Source organism: Streptomyces sp. NPDC001880, from assembly GCF_053594575.1.
Genome location: NZ_JBSFET010000116.1, coordinates 1 through 14,873, shown reverse-complemented (window position 1 = coordinate 14,873; position 14,873 = coordinate 1). Strand labels below are relative to the sequence as shown.

16 protein-coding genes are annotated in these 14,873 nt (G+C 71.5%); 4 read left to right on the top strand and 12 right to left on the bottom strand.

Annotated features, from left to right (window positions below):
- From ACWCQ6_RS32425 to ACWCQ6_RS32415, 3 genes are all read right to left on the bottom strand, one after another.
- Positions 1 to 155, bottom strand: a 155-nt coding sequence (locus ACWCQ6_RS32425; RefSeq protein ID WP_389744019.1) for a DUF2637 domain-containing protein, incomplete at its 3' end; no start/stop codon positions are given.
- Positions 156 to 464: 309 nt separating this feature from the next.
- Positions 465 to 1,340 carry a DUF3558 family protein gene (locus ACWCQ6_RS32420; RefSeq protein WP_451095342.1) on the bottom strand — a complete coding sequence of 292 codons (876 nt, stop codon included), beginning with the start codon at positions 1,338 to 1,340 and terminating at the stop codon, positions 465 to 467.
- Positions 1,341 to 1,540: 200 nt separating this feature from the next.
- Positions 1,541 to 2,419 (bottom strand): DUF3558 domain-containing protein, encoded by an 879-nt coding sequence (locus tag ACWCQ6_RS32415; protein WP_451095344.1) that lies wholly within the window; start codon positions 2,417 to 2,419, stop codon positions 1,541 to 1,543.
- 170 nt (positions 2,420 to 2,589) lie between these two features.
- Here ACWCQ6_RS32415 and ACWCQ6_RS32410 point away from each other — a divergent pair, with 170 nt between their 5' ends.
- On the top strand, positions 2,590 to 3,783 hold the full coding sequence (locus ACWCQ6_RS32410) for an RtcB family protein (RefSeq protein ID WP_451095340.1): 1,194 nt from the start codon (positions 2,590 to 2,592) through the stop codon (positions 3,781 to 3,783).
- A gap of 83 nt (positions 3,784 to 3,866) precedes the next feature.
- Here the strand turns inward: ACWCQ6_RS32410 and ACWCQ6_RS32405 are convergent, their stop codons facing one another.
- From ACWCQ6_RS32405 to ACWCQ6_RS32395, 3 genes are all read right to left on the bottom strand, one after another.
- Positions 3,867 to 4,625, bottom strand: a complete 759-nt coding sequence (locus ACWCQ6_RS32405) for an SDR family NAD(P)-dependent oxidoreductase (protein ID WP_451095338.1) — start codon at positions 4,623 to 4,625, stop codon at positions 3,867 to 3,869.
- A gap of 261 nt (positions 4,626 to 4,886) precedes the next feature.
- Positions 4,887 to 5,222: a YnfA family protein gene (locus ACWCQ6_RS32400; RefSeq protein WP_451095336.1), complete on the bottom strand. Its 336-nt coding sequence runs from the start codon at positions 5,220 to 5,222 to the stop codon at positions 4,887 to 4,889.
- A gap of 88 nt (positions 5,223 to 5,310) precedes the next feature.
- The gene (locus ACWCQ6_RS32395) at positions 5,311 to 6,795 is read right to left on the bottom strand and encodes an FAD-dependent oxidoreductase (protein ID WP_451095334.1); all 1,485 of its coding nucleotides are present in this window, start codon (positions 6,793 to 6,795) and stop codon (positions 5,311 to 5,313) included.
- A 125-nt stretch (positions 6,796 to 6,920) separates the two neighbouring features.
- Here ACWCQ6_RS32395 and ACWCQ6_RS32390 point away from each other — a divergent pair, with 125 nt between their 5' ends.
- Positions 6,921 to 7,493 carry a TetR/AcrR family transcriptional regulator gene (locus tag ACWCQ6_RS32390; RefSeq protein ID WP_451095332.1) on the top strand — a complete coding sequence of 191 codons (573 nt, stop codon included), beginning with the start codon at positions 6,921 to 6,923 and terminating at the stop codon, positions 7,491 to 7,493.
- A 211-nt stretch (positions 7,494 to 7,704) separates the two neighbouring features.
- Here the strand turns inward: ACWCQ6_RS32390 and ACWCQ6_RS32385 are convergent, their stop codons facing one another.
- Positions 7,705 to 8,448 (bottom strand): Mut7-C RNAse domain-containing protein, encoded by a 744-nt coding sequence (locus ACWCQ6_RS32385; RefSeq protein ID WP_451095330.1) that lies wholly within the window; start codon positions 8,446 to 8,448, stop codon positions 7,705 to 7,707.
- A 174-nt stretch (positions 8,449 to 8,622) separates the two neighbouring features.
- On the opposite strand from ACWCQ6_RS32385, the gene ACWCQ6_RS32380 reads away from it, so the two are divergent.
- On the top strand, positions 8,623 to 9,060 hold the full coding sequence (locus tag ACWCQ6_RS32380; protein WP_451095328.1) for a GNAT family N-acetyltransferase: 438 nt from the start codon (positions 8,623 to 8,625) through the stop codon (positions 9,058 to 9,060).
- A gap of 96 nt (positions 9,061 to 9,156) precedes the next feature.
- Here the strand turns inward: ACWCQ6_RS32380 and ACWCQ6_RS32375 are convergent, their stop codons facing one another.
- The 5 genes from ACWCQ6_RS32375 to ACWCQ6_RS32355 form a co-directional block, all read right to left on the bottom strand.
- A complete protein-coding gene (locus tag ACWCQ6_RS32375) occupies positions 9,157 to 9,957 on the bottom strand; it encodes an AraC family transcriptional regulator (RefSeq protein ID WP_451095326.1) in 801 nt (266 codons plus the stop codon).
- Between the two features lie 143 nt (positions 9,958 to 10,100).
- On the bottom strand, positions 10,101 to 11,237 hold the full coding sequence (locus ACWCQ6_RS32370) for a hypothetical protein (protein ID WP_451095324.1): 1,137 nt from the start codon (positions 11,235 to 11,237) through the stop codon (positions 10,101 to 10,103).
- A 92-nt stretch (positions 11,238 to 11,329) separates the two neighbouring features.
- Positions 11,330 to 12,217, bottom strand: coding sequence for a universal stress protein (locus tag ACWCQ6_RS32365; protein ID WP_451095322.1), 888 nt, complete (start codon positions 12,215 to 12,217; stop codon positions 11,330 to 11,332).
- A 40-nt stretch (positions 12,218 to 12,257) separates the two neighbouring features.
- The gene (locus ACWCQ6_RS32360) at positions 12,258 to 13,259 is read right to left on the bottom strand and encodes an Acg family FMN-binding oxidoreductase (RefSeq protein WP_451095320.1); all 1,002 of its coding nucleotides are present in this window, start codon (positions 13,257 to 13,259) and stop codon (positions 12,258 to 12,260) included.
- A 196-nt stretch (positions 13,260 to 13,455) separates the two neighbouring features.
- Positions 13,456 to 14,109, bottom strand: coding sequence for a TetR/AcrR family transcriptional regulator (locus ACWCQ6_RS32355; protein ID WP_451095318.1), 654 nt, complete (start codon positions 14,107 to 14,109; stop codon positions 13,456 to 13,458).
- A 122-nt stretch (positions 14,110 to 14,231) separates the two neighbouring features.
- Between ACWCQ6_RS32355 and ACWCQ6_RS32350 the strand changes: the two genes are divergently transcribed.
- Positions 14,232 to 14,789 (top strand): NADPH-dependent FMN reductase, encoded by a 558-nt coding sequence (locus ACWCQ6_RS32350; RefSeq protein WP_451095316.1) that lies wholly within the window; start codon positions 14,232 to 14,234, stop codon positions 14,787 to 14,789.
- Positions 14,790 to 14,873 lie beyond the last annotated feature (84 nt).

Genomic DNA, 14,873 nt, shown 5'->3' with positions numbered 1-14,873 from the left:
CCGATCGGGAAGACCAGCGAGAAGTCCCCGAAGCCCTTCTGGAGGGCGAGCTCGCGCACCGCCGCGTACGATCCCGCGAATCCGATCGCGGCGATGAGCACCGCACCGGCGACCACGAGACCGATGAGTATCCGGTGGGTGCGTGTCAGCTGCATCGCGGCCACCCGCGTTCCCCTCCCCGTTCTCCCGTATTTGACGCTGTGTTCCGACGCCGTGCTTCGACGTTCTGTCCGGCGTCCTGCTGCGACTTCTGGCGGGCACAGCCTGGCACATGGGAACGCGGCGTGTTGCGCGGGGAGGGGCGAAGCCCGGCGCTCGGGGGAGCACCGGGCTTCGTCGAGCCGCCTCTGGGCAGGGGGCTGCCAGGGCCTTTCGTTTGGATCGCACCGGGCTCGTGGGGCCTGGCGCGTGCCGTGCCCCGCTCCCTGATCCGGCCTGACCCGGCTTGATCCGGCCGAAGGACCCTAGCTCGTCTTCTTGACGGACGACTTCTGCGCGGAGGTCTTCTTGTCCGCCGGCTTGCTGTCCGAGGAGTCCTTGTCGGAGTCCCCGCCGGAGGACTTGGGGGAGTCCTCCTTGTCCGTGGCCTTGCCGCTCGGAGCGGTCGAGCCGGAACGCTTGTCCGACTCCGCGTCGGCGACGGAGGCCACCACTTCCTTGGCTGCCTTCTCGGCGCCCTTGAGGATGTCGTCGGCGGAGGGGGTCTTCGCGCCCGCGTAACCCGCGCCGTTGTAGGTGAGGGTGACGACGACGTTCTCGGTCCGGGCCACGACCGTCGCGTACTTGAAGTCCTCACTGGTCTTGGTGAGGTCATAGGTGATCTTGGTGGCCTGCTCGCCGATTCCGCTGACGGGTGCCTCGGCGACCTTCTTGGCGCCCTCGGCGGCCTTGGCCTTGGCGACCTGCTTGTCGAAGTCCTCCTGGGCGCGCTCGGCGCCGCTGCCCAGGGACGGGTCCGAGTCGAAGCGGGTGAAGCCGACATCGAGCCAGCGGTACTGGGAACCCTTCACGCCGTTGTCGTCGAGGCCGTTCCAGGAGCAGCCGGCGCGGGACGAGGTGTCGCTGGAGGTGGCGGCCGTGCCGTTCTTGGACTTCGCCGAGGGAACCAGGGAGGTCACTGTCTTCTTGCTGATCGACTTGCACGGGTCGGGCAGCGCGGCGAACTTCGCGGGCTCGACGGTCGGTTCCGCCTTCTTGGTCGCGCTCGCCGATGCGGAGGACTCGGACGAGCCCGATTCCTTCGCGTCGTCGGAGTCCGACGAGCAGCCGGCGACGACGAGCATCACCGGGACGGCGGTGCAGGCGAGTATGCGGGAGAGTCGCGGGGCTGAACGGTGCATGGTTCCTTCACTCGGGTGGCGCGGCGGGCGGGCTGCCAGGCGGTCGGGCGGGTGGTCGGCCGGTGTTCCGGAGGGTGGCCCGGAAACTGCTCCGGAGGGTTGTCCGGAGGGCCACGGTACGACGGACTGCGACCGGATGCCGCCTCGGCCGGGGACCCGGCGGACGTGGGCGGCGCGCGCCGGGGGCGCCCCGGACGGGGTCATTCGCTGAACTTGTCGACCAGCTGCCGGGCCAGTGCCTGGGCCTTCTCCTGCAGTTCCTTGCTGTCGGGGACCACGGTGGAGACGGCCGGCTGCTCGGTGAAGTCGACCGTCACGATGACGTTCGATGTGCGGAATACCACGCTCACCGTGCGGTGCTGTGCGGTGGAACCTGCCCGGGTGAGCAGATCGTTCAGAAATGCGCTGTCGCCGAGGTCGTCGAGGACGCGCGGCTGGAGGTTGTCGTCCGGGTCTTCGTCGGTGTCCTCGGCCTTGTTCTCGGGCTCGCTGCTTCCGGTTCCGGAGGGGGGGCCGGTCAGGGCGTGCGAGGCGGAGCCGGAGGCCGAGTCGGTGTCGGAAGCGGTGTCGGAAGCGGCGGGGTGCGTCGGCTTCTCCGAGTCCTCCGCCTTCTTCGTGCCGTCGTCCGCGGCGTCGGGGCTCTCGGAGGGCGAGGGCAGACCGGCGGCGGTCTGCTTCTTCCCGTACACCTCGCGGGCGCGGTCGTCGTCGCTCACCGCGGGGTCGTAGGAGACGACGCGCTCGAAGTCGATGGACAGGGCGCGCGAGGCGGACGGGTCCTCGGACTTCCAGCGGCAGCCGACCCGGCGGTCGGTGTCGTAGGTGACGGCGGCGGTGCCCTCGTACACCTTCTTCTGCTGTTCCTCGGAGAGTTCGGCGGCGCCCGGGAGCAGGTCCTTCAGCGTGGACGTCGCGACCGCGCGGCAAGGGTCGGGAAGCGTCCGGTACTTGCCGGGGGCCGCTGCGGCGACAGTTGTCTCGCCGAGCTTGCTGTCGCCTGCGGAACTACCGGTTCCGGTTTCGGCGCTGCAGCCGACGCCGAGCGTTGCCAGCAGCGCGGTGCCGGTTACATAGGCCATTCGTCGCACGGCCCTGGGCTCCCTTCGTGCGAAAAACGGTTGCCGCTCAATGGCGACCGGTGGACACAATGTGTATCGCACGCGCCGCTGTGAATGCCGGTCGGCCGGCTCATTTGCCGACCTTGGCACCGGTTTTGCGCTTTCAGACTTTTCGGGGGAATCGAGGAACTATGTCTTATGTAGAGGTGCCGGGGGCGAAGGTCCCCATTCGTATGTGGGCCGACCCGGCCTCGGTCGAGGACGTCGCGATGCAGCAGCTGCGCAACGTGGCCACGCTGCCCTGGATCAAGGGCCTCGCCGTCATGCCGGACGTCCACTTCGGCAAGGGGGCGACGGTCGGTTCGGTGATCGCGATGCACGGTGCGGTGTGTCCGGCGGCGGTCGGTGTGGACATCGGCTGCGGAATGTCCGCGGTGAAGACCTCCCTGACGGCCAATGACCTGCCGGGCGACCTGTCCCGGCTCCGGTCGAAGATCGAGCAGGCCATTCCGGTGGGCCGCGGCATGCACGACGAGGCCGTGGCGCCGGACCGGCTGTACGGCTTCCGTGCGCCGGGCTGGGACGACTTCTGGGGACGGTTCGACGGGGTGGCCGATGCGGTCAAGTTCCGTCGGGAACGGGCCACGAAGCAGATGGGGACGCTCGGGTCGGGCAACCACTTCATCGAGTTCTGCCTCGACGAGTCGGGTTCGGTCTGGCTGATGCTGCACTCCGGTTCGCGGAACATCGGCAAGGAACTGGCCGACTTCCACATCGGGCAGGCGCAGAAGCTGCCGCACAACCAGGATCTGATCGACCGCGACCTGGCGGTGTTCATCGCTGACACCCCGCAGATGGCGGCGTACCGGAACGACCTGTTCTGGGCGCAGGAGTACGCGAAGTACAACCGCGCCATCATGATGGCGCTCTTCCAGAACGTGGTCCGCAAGGAGTTCAAGAAGGCCAAGGTGTCCTTCGAGCCGGTCATCTCCTGCCACCACAACTATGTGGCGGAGGAGCGGTACGAGGGCATGGACCTGCTGGTCACGCGGAAGGGCGCGATCCGCGCGGGGGCCGGGGACTTCGGGATCATCCCGGGTTCGATGGGCACCGGTTCGTACATCGTGAAGGGCCTCGGGAACGAGAAGTCGTTCAACTCGGCCTCGCACGGTGCCGGCCGGAAGATGAGCCGGAACGCCGCGAAGCGGCGCTTCTCGACGCGCGACCTGGAGGACCAGACGCGGGGCGTGGAGTGCCGTAAGGACTCCGGCGTCGTGGACGAGATCCCCGCCGCGTACAAGCCGATCGAGCAGGTCATCGAGCAGCAGCGGGACCTGGTGGAGGTCGTCGCCAAGCTCAAGCAGATCGTGTGCGTGAAGGGATGAGGGCCTTCGCGCACCGCTGACGGAAGAGCCTCGGACGCGGGTGGTGTGTCCGGGGCTCTTCCTTCATTTCCCGGTCGCTTCGGTCAGCCGGTGCGGTGGACCTTGGTGTTGGAGGCCTGGGCGCGGGGGCGGACCACCAGGAGGTCGATGTTGACGTGGCTGGGCCGGGTGACGGCCCAGGTGATGGTGTCGGCCACGTCGTCGGCGGTGAGAGGGGCGTCGACGCCCGCGTAGACCTTGGCGGCCTTTTCGGTGTCGCCGCGGAAGCGGGTGGTGGCGAACTCCTCCGTCCTGACCATGCCGGGGGCGACCTCGATGACGCGGACCGGGGTGCCGACGATCTCCAGGCGGAGGGTCTCGGCCAGGACGTGCTCGCCGTGCTTGGCGGCCACGTAACCGCCGCCGCCCTCGTAGGTGGAGAGGCCCGCGGTGGAAGAGAGGATCACGACCGTGCCGTCGCCGCTTTCGGTGAGGGCGGGGAGCAGGGCCTGGGTGACGTTGAGCGTGCCGATGACGTTCGTCTCGTACATCTGGCGCCAGTCGGCGGGGTCGCCGGTGGCGACCGGGTCGGCCCCGAGCGCGCCGCCCGCGTTGTTGACGAGGACGGCGAGGGTACGGAACGCCGTGGCGAACTCGTCCACCGCGGCGCGGTCGGTGACGTCCAGCGCGTAGGCCGTTGCCTGGTGGCCCGCCTCGTTGATCTCGGCGGCGAGCGCCTCGATGCGGTCCTTGCGGCGGGCGGTCAGTACGACGCGGTAACCGGCCGCGGCCAGCTGCCGGGCGGTCGCGGCGCCGATGCCGCTGCTCGCTCCGGTGACGACGGCGATCGGGGTGGCGGCCATGGCGGACTCCTCGGACAGCTGATCGGTAACGGGGGCCAGGATAGGCAGGTAAGGGCTGGGGCGTGTGTCGAAAGTCCTGCCCGGCCGGGAACGTCCGGTGCTTCCCCGAGCTCTCGGCTTCGCTCGAGCAGGGGAGACCCCATTGCTCGCCGCGTTGTCGGTCGTCGGCGCGGCCCGCTGCGCTCTCCTCCCTCCGCCTTGCGATCGCACGCACCGGACGCCCCGCCCTCCGGGCGGACGACGCTGCTGTCGAAACACGCCCTAGTGATTGCGGGGGGCGTACATGATCACAGCCATGCCGGCCAGGCAGATCAGTGCGCCGATCACATCCCACCGGTCGGGGCGGTAGCCGTCGGCGACCATGCCCCAGGCGATCGAGCCCGCGACGAAGACACCGCCGTACGCGGCGAGGATGCGGCCGAACTCGCCGTCCGGCTGGAGCGTGGCGACGAGGCCGTAGGCGCCGAGGGCGATGACGCCCGCCCCGATCCAGATCCAGCCCCGGTGCTCGCGCACGCCCTGCCAGACCAGCCAGGCACCCCCGATCTCGAAGAGCGCGGCGACGACGAACAGGGCGACGGAACGGGTGATGGACATGAGGCCCAGCGTTTCACGAGGTGAGGGGCTGGGTGACGGGCTGAGGGAGAGCCGGGTGAGGGGCCGGGCGGTCGTGCCCGTCGCGTGCTCATCGGGTGAGGGCGGCCCGCAGGTCCGCCGGGTCGGGGTGTTCGCTCGCCCAGGCGATGTAGCCGTCGGGGCGGACGAGCAGGGTGGTGGTGCGGTCGCTCCGCCAGTGGGCGTGCACCAGCGGGGTCGGTGACGCCGGAGCGGCGGTGCCGTCGGGGGTGACGAGGACGAATGTCCCGTCGCGCAGCAGCTGGTGCAGACGGCCCTCCCGCAGGCTCAGGTCGGGGGCGCGCTTCGAGGTCAGGGGATGCGCGCCGTGTGGAGCCGGGTAGGCGATCGAGATGCCGGAGATCATGCCGATGGTCTTGTCGGAGGCGGGCCGGACCGTGGACAGCGCTGCGGCGGCGAGGGTTCTGACCGCCCGCTGGAGCGGGGTGCGGGCCATGGCGAGGCGGACGAGCGCGCCGCTGGAGCGGAGCACTCTCGTGCCGACCGGGTGCCGTTCGGTGTGGTAGCTGTCGAGGAGCGCCTCCGGGGCGGCCGTCTGCCCGCGCAGTACGGCGGCGAGCTTCCAGGAGAGATTGGCGGCGTCCTGAAGGCCGGTGTTCATGCCCTGGCCGCCCGCGGGCGAGTGGACATGGGCGGCGTCCCCGGCGAGGAAGACCCGGCCGGTGCGGTAGCGCGGCACCTGGCGTTCGTCGCTGTGGAAGCGGGAGATCCAGCGGGGGTCGTGCATGCCGTAGTCGGTGCCGAAGGCGCGTCGGGTGAGCTCGCGCAGCTCTTCGAGATCGACGGGGTCGCAAGGGCCGCTGCCGGCGGCCTGGTGCGCGTAGCTCCACCCCATCACGCGGTACCAGCCGTCGCCGAAGGGCACGATGAAGGCGAAGGCGTCCCCACCGCCGCTGATCGTGAGGGTGTCCTCCGGCTCCTCGGCGAGCCGGACGTCGGCGAGGGCCATCGACCGGATCACGGCCTTTCCGGGGAAGGGCAGCCCGAGTGCCTGGCGCACGGGGCTGCGCATCCCGTCGGCGCCCACGAGATAGCGGGCGGTGAGAGTGGCCCGGCTGCCGTCCTGCTCGCGCAGCTCGGCGGTGACCGATTCCGACGCGGCGCTCTGGTGGAGCCCGGTCAGCTCCGTGTCGTACCGGAAGTGGACGCCGGCGGTACGGGCCCGGCGCTCCAGCAGTCGCTCCACCTCGTACTGCGGGGTGATCAGCACGAAGGGGAAGCGGGTGTGCAGCCGGTCCAGGTCGAGCGAGAGCCTGCCGAAGAAGCGCAGACGGCTGAGGGAGGTGCCCGTCTTGATCAGCTCGTCGGCCAGGCCGCGGCTGTCGAGCAGTTCGAGCGAGCGGGCGTGTACGGCGAAGGCGCGCGTCATATTGCTCGTCCGGTGCGGGCGGCGCTCCACAAGCGTCACGGAGACGCCCTGGGCGGCGAGATCTCCCGCGAGCAGCAGGCCGGTGGGGCCCGCGCCCACGACGATCACGTCGACGGTCTCGGGTGCGGTGCTCGGGGTGGGTGCGGTGCTCGGGGTGGTGGTCATGACTGCCTCCTGGGCCCGTTCATCAGCTTTCACCTTCATGCCAACGAGCGTTGGTCAACACTTGTTGGCAACGGTAACTCCGGCGGAGCTGGCATGTCAACGGCTGTTGGCCTACATTTGTTGGCATGACGAAGCCCGCCACCGCGCCCCGCCGTTCGGATGCCACCAAGGCCGCGATTCTCGAAGCCGCGCGCGAGCGGTTCGCCGCCGACGGGTACGAGCGCGCCACCATCCGGGCCATCGCCCGTGACGCGAACATCGACCCGTCGATGGTCATGCGCTACTACGGCAACAAGGAGGGGCTGTTCGCCGCCGCCTCCGCGATCGATCTGCGGATACCCCAGCTGGGGGCGCTGCCGGGCAAGCACGTCGGTTCGGCCCTTGTCGCGCATTTCCTGGACCGCTGGGAGAACGACGACGTGCTCACGGCCATGCTCAGGGTCGGTGTCACCAACGAGGCGGGCGCGGAGCGTATGAGGACGGTCTTCGCCGAGCAGATCAGCGCGGTCACGGCCGGCGTCTGCCCCGTTCCGGCCGAAGCGCCCCACCGCGCGGCACTCGTCGCCGCGCAGATACTCGGGATGGCGCTCACGCGCTACGTGCTGCGGTTCGGGCCCGCCGTCGAGATGTCGCGCGACGAGGTGATCGCCTGGCTCGCGCCCACCATCCAGCGCTATCTGACCGCCGAGGCGCCGTAGGCCGTGTCACCACGGGCCGCATCGCGAAGCCGACCGGGCCGGCCACGGGCTCGGCGACCCGGCCGGCCGACCGGCTGGAGCGGGGCGGATACGTGACGCGCGAGCGTGACACCGTCGACCGGCGGCGGGTGCCAGTGCCCCGACAGGCAACGTTCGCCCCGTCGCGGCGCGCGGCCCCGGGCGGGGCTGACGCCGTACCCCCTGCCCGGATCTACGCCCCGTCCGCCGACGCGGGCGCGAATTCGTGGAGCGCCTTGGTGACGATCGCTTCCAGATGGGAGTGGTGGGCGCCCCTCCAGTAGACGCGATCGCACTCCATGCACTGCGCGAAGACGTCGTACGAGCGCCGGGTGCCGTGCTCCAGGTGGTCGCTGACCGAGTCCTTGTCGGCCGTCCTCAGCGGGCCGTTGCAGGCGGTGCACCTGGTCCAGGGGGCGAGGCGCGGGGCGAACCGCCCCAGCACGTCGCGTAGTTGGTCCTCCGGGCGGTCGCTGTAGACGTACGCCCCGGCCCAGATCTCCCGGCGGTGCAGCAGCCCGCGGTCCCGCGAGAGCAGCACGCGCCGCTCGTCCGCCGACCGGGTGGCCAGCGCGGGATCGCCGATGTCCTCGCTCTCGTACGCCGCGTCGACGCCCAGCAGCCGCAGCCGCCGGGCCAGCGTGCCGAGGTGGACGTCGAGCAGGAACCGCAGCGGCGCACCCGGGACCTGCTGGGGGCGCTCCACGGCCCGTACCTCGACCAGTTCGCCGTCACCCGGGATGTGCGAGACGGGTGCGGGGCGGCCGTCGACCAGGATCTGTCCGGCCTCGGTGAGCGGGATGCCGAGCGACTCCACGACATGGCCGAGGGTGGAGGCGCCGTCGGTGGTCACGGCCGTGCGTCCCCGGCGGCGTTCATGCGCGACGAAGAGCCTCAGCTCGGGGGCGACTTCGAGGTGGATCTCCGGTCCGTTCACCCCGTCAGGATGTCATCGGCCGTGGCGGGTCGGCCAGGGGGTTTCGATTGCCCGCGTGCGCGGTCAGGGGCGGAAGGCGGCGGCGTGTTCCTCGGCCCAGGTGGCGAAGGTGCGGGCCGGGCGGCCGGTGGGCCGCCGGCGCGGGCGGAGGCGGGGCGGCTCTACAGTTCCCGCATGAAGATCATCGACCTCGAACCCGGCGACGCCAGACTGGCCGACGACCTGCTTCCCGTCCTGCGTGAACTCCGCCCCCACCTCACCGAGGACCTCTTCCGGGAGGTGTACGGGCGGGGGTACGGGCAGGGCCTGCGGTTCAGCGCCGCCTACGACGACCGGGGCGTCTGCGTGGGCGCGGCCGGGTGGCGCGTCATCGACAACACCAGCCAGATCCGGAAGCTGTACGTCGACGACCTGGTCACCGCCGAGAGCGCCCGCTCCACCGGGGTCGGCCGAAGGCTCCTCGGGCATCTGGAGGACCGGGCCAGGGAGGCGGGCTGCCTTCACCTCAACCTGGACTCGGGCACGCACCGCACCGGCGCCCACCGTTTCTATCTGCGGGAGCGGCTGGACATCGTCGCGTTCAACTTCGACAAGGCACTCGATTCGGACTGAGCGCCAAAACCGGACCCGGCCGAACACGGTCGGCCGAACACGGACCGACCCGGCCGAACCCGGACCGACCCGACCCGGCCGGGCCCGGCCGGACACTCAGCGCGGCGCGAACGCCGTCGGGGGTACGCCGACCGTGGCCGTGAAATCCCTGGTCAGATGGGCCTGGTCGCTGTAGCCGAGCTCCGCCGCGAGCGCCGCCCAGTCCACCTGCCGGTCCGACTCGGCCCGTTCCAGCGCCTCGTGGATGCGGTAGCGGAGGATGACCCACTTGGGGCCGACGCCGACATACGCGGCGAAGAGCCGCTGGAGCGAGCGCGACGACACCCCTTCCATGCGGGCGAGTTCCTCGACACGGCGCACCCTACGGTCCGTGCGCACCACGTCGACCAGGGCCATCGCGCGTTCGGCCTGCGGGTCCGGTTCCGGGGCGAGCGCCAGCAGATACGCGTCGAGCGCCGCCACCCGCGCGTCCTCGTCCGCCGGGCCGAGGACGTCCGACGGCGGGACGGGCGGAGCGAACACCTCCGCGGCGGGAAGCCGCCGCCCGGTCCACTGCGCGACCGGCCGGTCCGGCGCGAACGGCCGGAAGCCGCCGGGCCGGAACTGCACCCCGCAGACCCGGCCCCGGCCCGCCAGCTTCTGCGTGAAGAGTTCGAGCCCGATGCCCGAGACCTCCGCGAAATCGTCCTCGTCCTCGTACCGCTGGAAGACCAGGTTCACCGACGGGTGCGGCACCAGGTGGGAGGCGTACGGCTGGGACAGGTCCCAGTCGATCAGCCAGTAGTGCTCCAGGTACGGGCGCAGCCCGGCGGCGGGTTCACGACGGCGGAAACGTACCTGGGCGAAGAGCTCGGGGGCGTCGACGATGCCCCGGGTGTCGCGTCGAGGAACGGCCATGACGGCGATCCTAGGGCGCGGGGGCCGTCGGCGCGGGGCCCGGTCGTTTCTGCACCGGCAGGTCCGGCGGGGCGGCCGCAGGTCGTTCTCCGGCCGATGAAAAGCCGGCCACGGCGCGCCCTCCCCGGCCCGTGTCCGCGGGGCTACCGGCTCCACACATGCAGTGTGTCGCCCGCCTCCGACACCGTGTACCAGGTGCCGTCGCCGAGGGCCGTGGGCGCGCCGGACACCGGGAACGGGTACGTGAGCTGCGCGGCCAGCCGCATCCGCGCCCCGGCCGTGCTCACCAGCCAGTGGCGTGCCTCGCCGTACTCCTCGTCCCGCTCCGACGTACCGGCGACGACGGTCTCCTCGTCGAGGAAGCCGCACGCGTAGTCCCAGAGCGTCTCGTCGGCGTCCTCGTCGTCGGGATCGGCCCCGGGGTGGCGGGGGACGGTGTGCTCGGTGCCGAGTTCGGACAGTACGGAACCGTCGTCGATCCGGTGCACGCCGAGGGTCTCCTCGTAATGAGTCACCGTCAGGAAGCGCTCGCCGGAGGGGCTCACATCCGTCAGGATCCGCTCGTCGTTGCAGAACCGCTCGACGGAGAGCTTCTCGCCGTCCCATCTGCCCCACAGCATCGGCACTCCGTCCTGCCCCTCGCCGACGCAGAGCCCCATCCGGGCGGGGTCGGGGTGCGGGACGTGGTCCGAGCCGACCGCCGCGGTCTCCGCCTCCACCCGGCCCAGCACCCGTCCGTCGGCGGCGTCGATGACCAGCCATTCGTCCAGCGCCTCCGGATCGGGTCCGAACGCGGCGACCGGACCACGGACATGGGCCCACACAAGGCTTCCGTCCGCGGAGAACACGGCCGAGCCGCTGTCCGCGTAGAGGTGGCGGCGGTCGGTCGCGTACTCCTCGTACGTGGTGTGGAGGGTGCGGCAGCCGCCCTCCCAGCAGCCGTGCCGGACCTCCCAGCGCACCGCCCCCGCCGGGTCCACCGCGCGCACCGAGTGCACCCCGGCGAAGACCGCGAGGTCGCCGCCCGGGGCCACCGTGCAGGTGCCGAAGCGGCGGGGCCAGGGCGCGGGGAAGCGGACCGCCGACGCGTCCGGGGAATCGGGGTCGACGACGGCCAGTTCGGTGTCACCGTGCTGGACGAGCAGGCGCCGCCGGCCTGCTGACCGCCCGTCCCCGGGCGCGGGCCACCGCAGGAGATCCGGGGCGTCCGCCGCGTCCCGCACCCGGTCCAGCGGTGCGGCGAGCGTGGTGACAAGGCGTGCGACGGTGGCATCGGCCATGGAGCGGGTCCTCCCCCTCGTATGTGAGCGCAACGACTCGAACGTGAGTGCATCGGTACGAGGAGAACCGTACGGCCGCGGCCCGACGCGCATCAGCCCTGGTACGTGTCCGGGACGACGGCGACCGGGCAGGGCGCGTAATGCAGCACCGCGTGGTTGACCGGGCCCAGCTGGAGCCCGTGCCATTTGCTGCTCCGCCGGGCGCCGACCACCAGGAGTTCCGCCTCCTTGGCGGCGTCGATCAGTACGTGGTGCGCCGGTCCCTGCGCGACCGACCGGTGGACGACCGTTCCGGAATCGTCCTGCTCGGTGAGGGCCGTCAGGACCTCTTCGAGGTGTTCCTCGGCCCGTCGACGCTGCGGGGAGGCGGGGGCGCCGGGAAAGGGAGGGTGGCTCAGGAGTTCGAGCGCCGGGCGGCGCCAGGCCCGTACGGCGACCAGTTCGGCGTGGCGTGCCGCGGCCTGGGCCAGTGCGAAGACGGCGGCCGCAGAGGGCTCGGCGGCGTCGCTGATCCCGACGACGACGCGGCCGTCGGGTTCCGTCGGCGCGACCGGCGGGGCCGTGGGAATCACCACGACCGGGCAGTGGGAGCGGCCGGCCAGTGAGAGTCCGACGGAGCCGAGGATCATTCCGGCGATCCGGCCCCGGCCCCGGGATCCCAGGACGACGAGTGCCGCCTTGTGGCTCTCCCGTACGAGTGCGGCCACCGGGTCCTCGGGCTGCACATCGGCCACCACGTCCACCTCGGGACTGAGCTCCCGCACGCGGTCCTGGGCCGAGGCGACGAGATTCTCGGCGAGGACCTGTTCGCCGGGGCGCTCGTTGTCGACGGCGGGCCGCAGCCCCTCGTAGTGCTCCCACAGCGAGGCGTACACGATGCGCATCGGAAGCCGGGAGCGTGCCGCTTCCGCCGCGGCCCAGTCCAGGGCCCGCAGGCTGCCCTCCGACCCGTCCACTCCGACGACCACGGGGAGCCGCATCGCTCACACCGCCTTCTCTCGGCGCCTCTTCCGGGCGTTCCTACGGTTCGATCGTCAGCACCCGGCCCAGGGGGCGGCGCGGTGTCCTCGGCCCGGTGGGGCCGTATCCCAGACGGATGATCATCTGGGGGTGCCCGGTGCCGTGGACCGGTTCGCGCAGGACCCAGCGCAGATCCGGCCATTCCAGGGGCTGGGTCGCGAACGAGCTGGACACGTGCTCCAGCGTGGCGGTGAGCAGGACGCGCTCCAGTGCCTGGCCGGCGCGCAGCCAGTCCGCCGGACGGTCGCCCCGGGTGCTCAGCAGGGCCAGCTGAGGCCGGCGCTCGAACAGGACACGGGCCCGGCCGGGGAGCGGGGCGGTGCCGGCGAAGTCGCGGTTGGTCGCCCGCTCGGCGGCGTCGCGGGGGCCGAAGGCGTAGTCGGGGATGCCGTCGACCGGTGCGTCGGACTTCGAGTACCGGGCCCAGTGCTTCTGCTCGGCCTCCCGTGCCGGGTCCCCGCGGTCGTATCCCTCGGCATCCCGGATCAGGCCGAGCACGGTCTCCAGATGGGGCCCGGCCAGGAACGCGAAGTCCGCGCCCTCGGCCTCGGCTGCCGCGGCGAGGCGCGCTCGTACGTCGTCGGGGATCGCCTGCTCGTCGAACGGATAGCGGCTGGTGTGCCGGTCCGCGATCGCGGGATGGAGCGCGCGGAGCGCTTCGTCGGCCGGCCCGAGGGGGTTGTCCGGGCGGTCGTCCAGGCGTACGGATGCCAGGAGGGCCGGCTCGGACGGCGAGGGCAGCATCGTGGTGACCGCGTCCAGGCCGCGGTGGGCGGCGGAGACCCGCAGGTTGAGCAGGGCCGCGCCGCAGCCGATGTGAAGGGCGCGGGTGGAGGGGTCGGCCTCCGGCATCCGGCGCTCGAAGTCGGCGCGGAGGACGAGGGTGCGGCTGAGGCGCCCGTAGTGGAAGAGCCAGGGCTGCGCGTTGTGCATGGACGGTGCGGCGGTGGCGTCGGCGACGAGGTCGGTCACCACGGCGTCGGTGAGGGTTTCGGTGGACATCGGACCCCCGGGGGTCGGGAACTGTCGATGTCCCTCCAGCATGTATCAAGAGCCGCCGAGGCGATATGGGTCTTTCCTCCCGAAGCTCGTATTTTCTGCTATTTCGGGACATCGGCGGGCGCGGGATCGCGGAAGTGGGCGGGGGTCGTGGAAGCGGGCGGGGGGTCGTGGAAGGGGGCGCGGGGTGCCGGAGCGCTTACGCGGGCGCCCCGAGCCGGGTGACCAGGTGGTGCCAGGCTTCCTCCAGGCGCTCCAGGGGCATGCCGCGCTCGGTGGTGAGGTGGTGGACGAGGGCGGTGTCGATGGAGCCGAGCAGGGTGTGGGCCAGCAGTTCCGGATCGCCGGGCACGTTCGCCTGCCGCAGCAGCATCGCGATGTGGTTGATGCGCAGATGGAGCGCCGGGACGGCGTAGTTGCGCAGCGGGTCGGTCCGGCTGGCCAGGATCAGCGGGTGGTGATCGCGTTCGTGGCGCAGGACGGCGGGCCCGAAGGCGTGCAGCCGCTGTGCCGCGGAGGCGCCGGGGCCCAGCGGTGGCGGGCCGGAGAGGAAGGCGGCCTGCAGCTGCTTCTCCCGGTGGTCCAGGAGCGCGATCAGCAGGCCGGCCCGGTCGCCGAAGCGCCGGAAGACGGTTCCCTTGCCCACTCCCGCGGCGGCGGCCACCGATTCCATGGTCAGGTCCGCCGCTCCGCACCCGGACAGGAGCCGGGAGGCGGCGTCCAGCAGGAGCGTGCGGTTGCGTGCCGCGTCCGCTCGTAGCTGCGGGGGGGCATCGGTCGGGGCGAGCGGAAGATTCGTCCGCTCTTCTCCTGGTTCGGGCAGCCTCGGGGAAGGGGTGGCGGGGCCGGTCATGGTCTCAGCGTAGCGCCCGGGAAGGATAAGTGGACCGCGGTCCGGTTAGGTGGTACAACTTTAAACGGACCGTGGTCCATTTATTGGATTTCAGCTACCTCGCCGCCTTTCCGGGAGTTCCCATGTCTGTACGCATCCTCGCCCTCGTCGGCAGCCTCCGCGCCGGCTCGCACAACCGTCAGCTCGCCGAGGCCGCCGCCAAGCACGCCCCCGAGGGCGCCGCGATCGAGCTGTTCGAGGGCCTGGCCGACGTGCCCTTCTACAACGAGGACCTCGATGTCGAGGGAAGCGTCCCGGCGGCCGCCGCCCGGCTGCGTGAGGTGGCGGCGGGGGCCGACGCCTTCCTGCTGTTCTCGCCCGAGTACAACGGCACCATGCCGGCCGTCCTGAAGAACGCCATCGACTGGCTGTCCCGTCCCTTCGGCGCCGGTGCCATCTCCGGCAAGCCGGTCGCCGTGGTCGGCACCGCCTTCGGCCAGTACGGCGGCGTCTGGGCGCAGGACGATGCCCGCAAGTCCGCCGGGATCGCGGGCGCCGTGGTCCTGGAGGACGTCAAGCTGTCCATCCCCGGCTCCGTGACGCGCTTCGCCGACACCCACCCCGCGGACGACGTCGAGGTCGTCACCGCGATCACCGAGGTCATCGCCCAGGTGCGCTCGGCCGTTTCGGTGGCTGCCTGACCTCCGGATCCTGTCCGGCCCCGATCCGCCGGACAGGTCCCGCACATGCGGCGGCGGCCGGGCGAGGCAGCCGCCCCACCGTCC

Bases quoted from the DNA above. Each gene is read 5' to 3' on its own strand.
- ACWCQ6_RS32365 (WP_451095322.1), bottom strand. From the start codon at position 12,217: ATGCGGCTCCCCGTGGTCGTCGGAGTGGACGGGTCGGAGGGCAGCCTG.
- ACWCQ6_RS32350 (WP_451095316.1), top strand. From the start codon at position 14,232: ATGTCTGTACGCATCCTCGCCCTCGTCGGCAGCCTCCGCGCCGGCTCG.
- ACWCQ6_RS32380 (WP_451095328.1), top strand. From the start codon at position 8,623: ATGAAGATCATCGACCTCGAACCCGGCGACGCCAGACTGGCCGACGAC.
- ACWCQ6_RS32415 (WP_451095344.1), bottom strand. From the start codon at position 2,419: ATGGCCTATGTAACCGGCACCGCGCTGCTGGCAACGCTCGGCGTCGGC.
- ACWCQ6_RS32355 (WP_451095318.1), bottom strand. From the start codon at position 14,109: ATGACCGGCCCCGCCACCCCTTCCCCGAGGCTGCCCGAACCAGGAGAA.
- ACWCQ6_RS32370 (WP_451095324.1), bottom strand. From the start codon at position 11,237: ATGGCCGATGCCACCGTCGCACGCCTTGTCACCACGCTCGCCGCACCG.
- ACWCQ6_RS32395 (WP_451095334.1), bottom strand. From the start codon at position 6,795: ATGACCACCACCCCGAGCACCGCACCCACCCCGAGCACCGCACCCGAG.
- ACWCQ6_RS32390 (WP_451095332.1), top strand. From the start codon at position 6,921: ATGACGAAGCCCGCCACCGCGCCCCGCCGTTCGGATGCCACCAAGGCC.
- ACWCQ6_RS32405 (WP_451095338.1), bottom strand. From the start codon at position 4,625: ATGGCCGCCACCCCGATCGCCGTCGTCACCGGAGCGAGCAGCGGCATC.
- ACWCQ6_RS32420 (WP_451095342.1), bottom strand. From the start codon at position 1,340: ATGCACCGTTCAGCCCCGCGACTCTCCCGCATACTCGCCTGCACCGCC.
- ACWCQ6_RS32360 (WP_451095320.1), bottom strand. From the start codon at position 13,259: ATGTCCACCGAAACCCTCACCGACGCCGTGGTGACCGACCTCGTCGCC.
- ACWCQ6_RS32400 (WP_451095336.1), bottom strand. From the start codon at position 5,222: ATGTCCATCACCCGTTCCGTCGCCCTGTTCGTCGTCGCCGCGCTCTTC.
- ACWCQ6_RS32375 (WP_451095326.1), bottom strand. From the start codon at position 9,957: ATGGCCGTTCCTCGACGCGACACCCGGGGCATCGTCGACGCCCCCGAG.
- ACWCQ6_RS32410 (WP_451095340.1), top strand. From the start codon at position 2,590: ATGTCTTATGTAGAGGTGCCGGGGGCGAAGGTCCCCATTCGTATGTGG.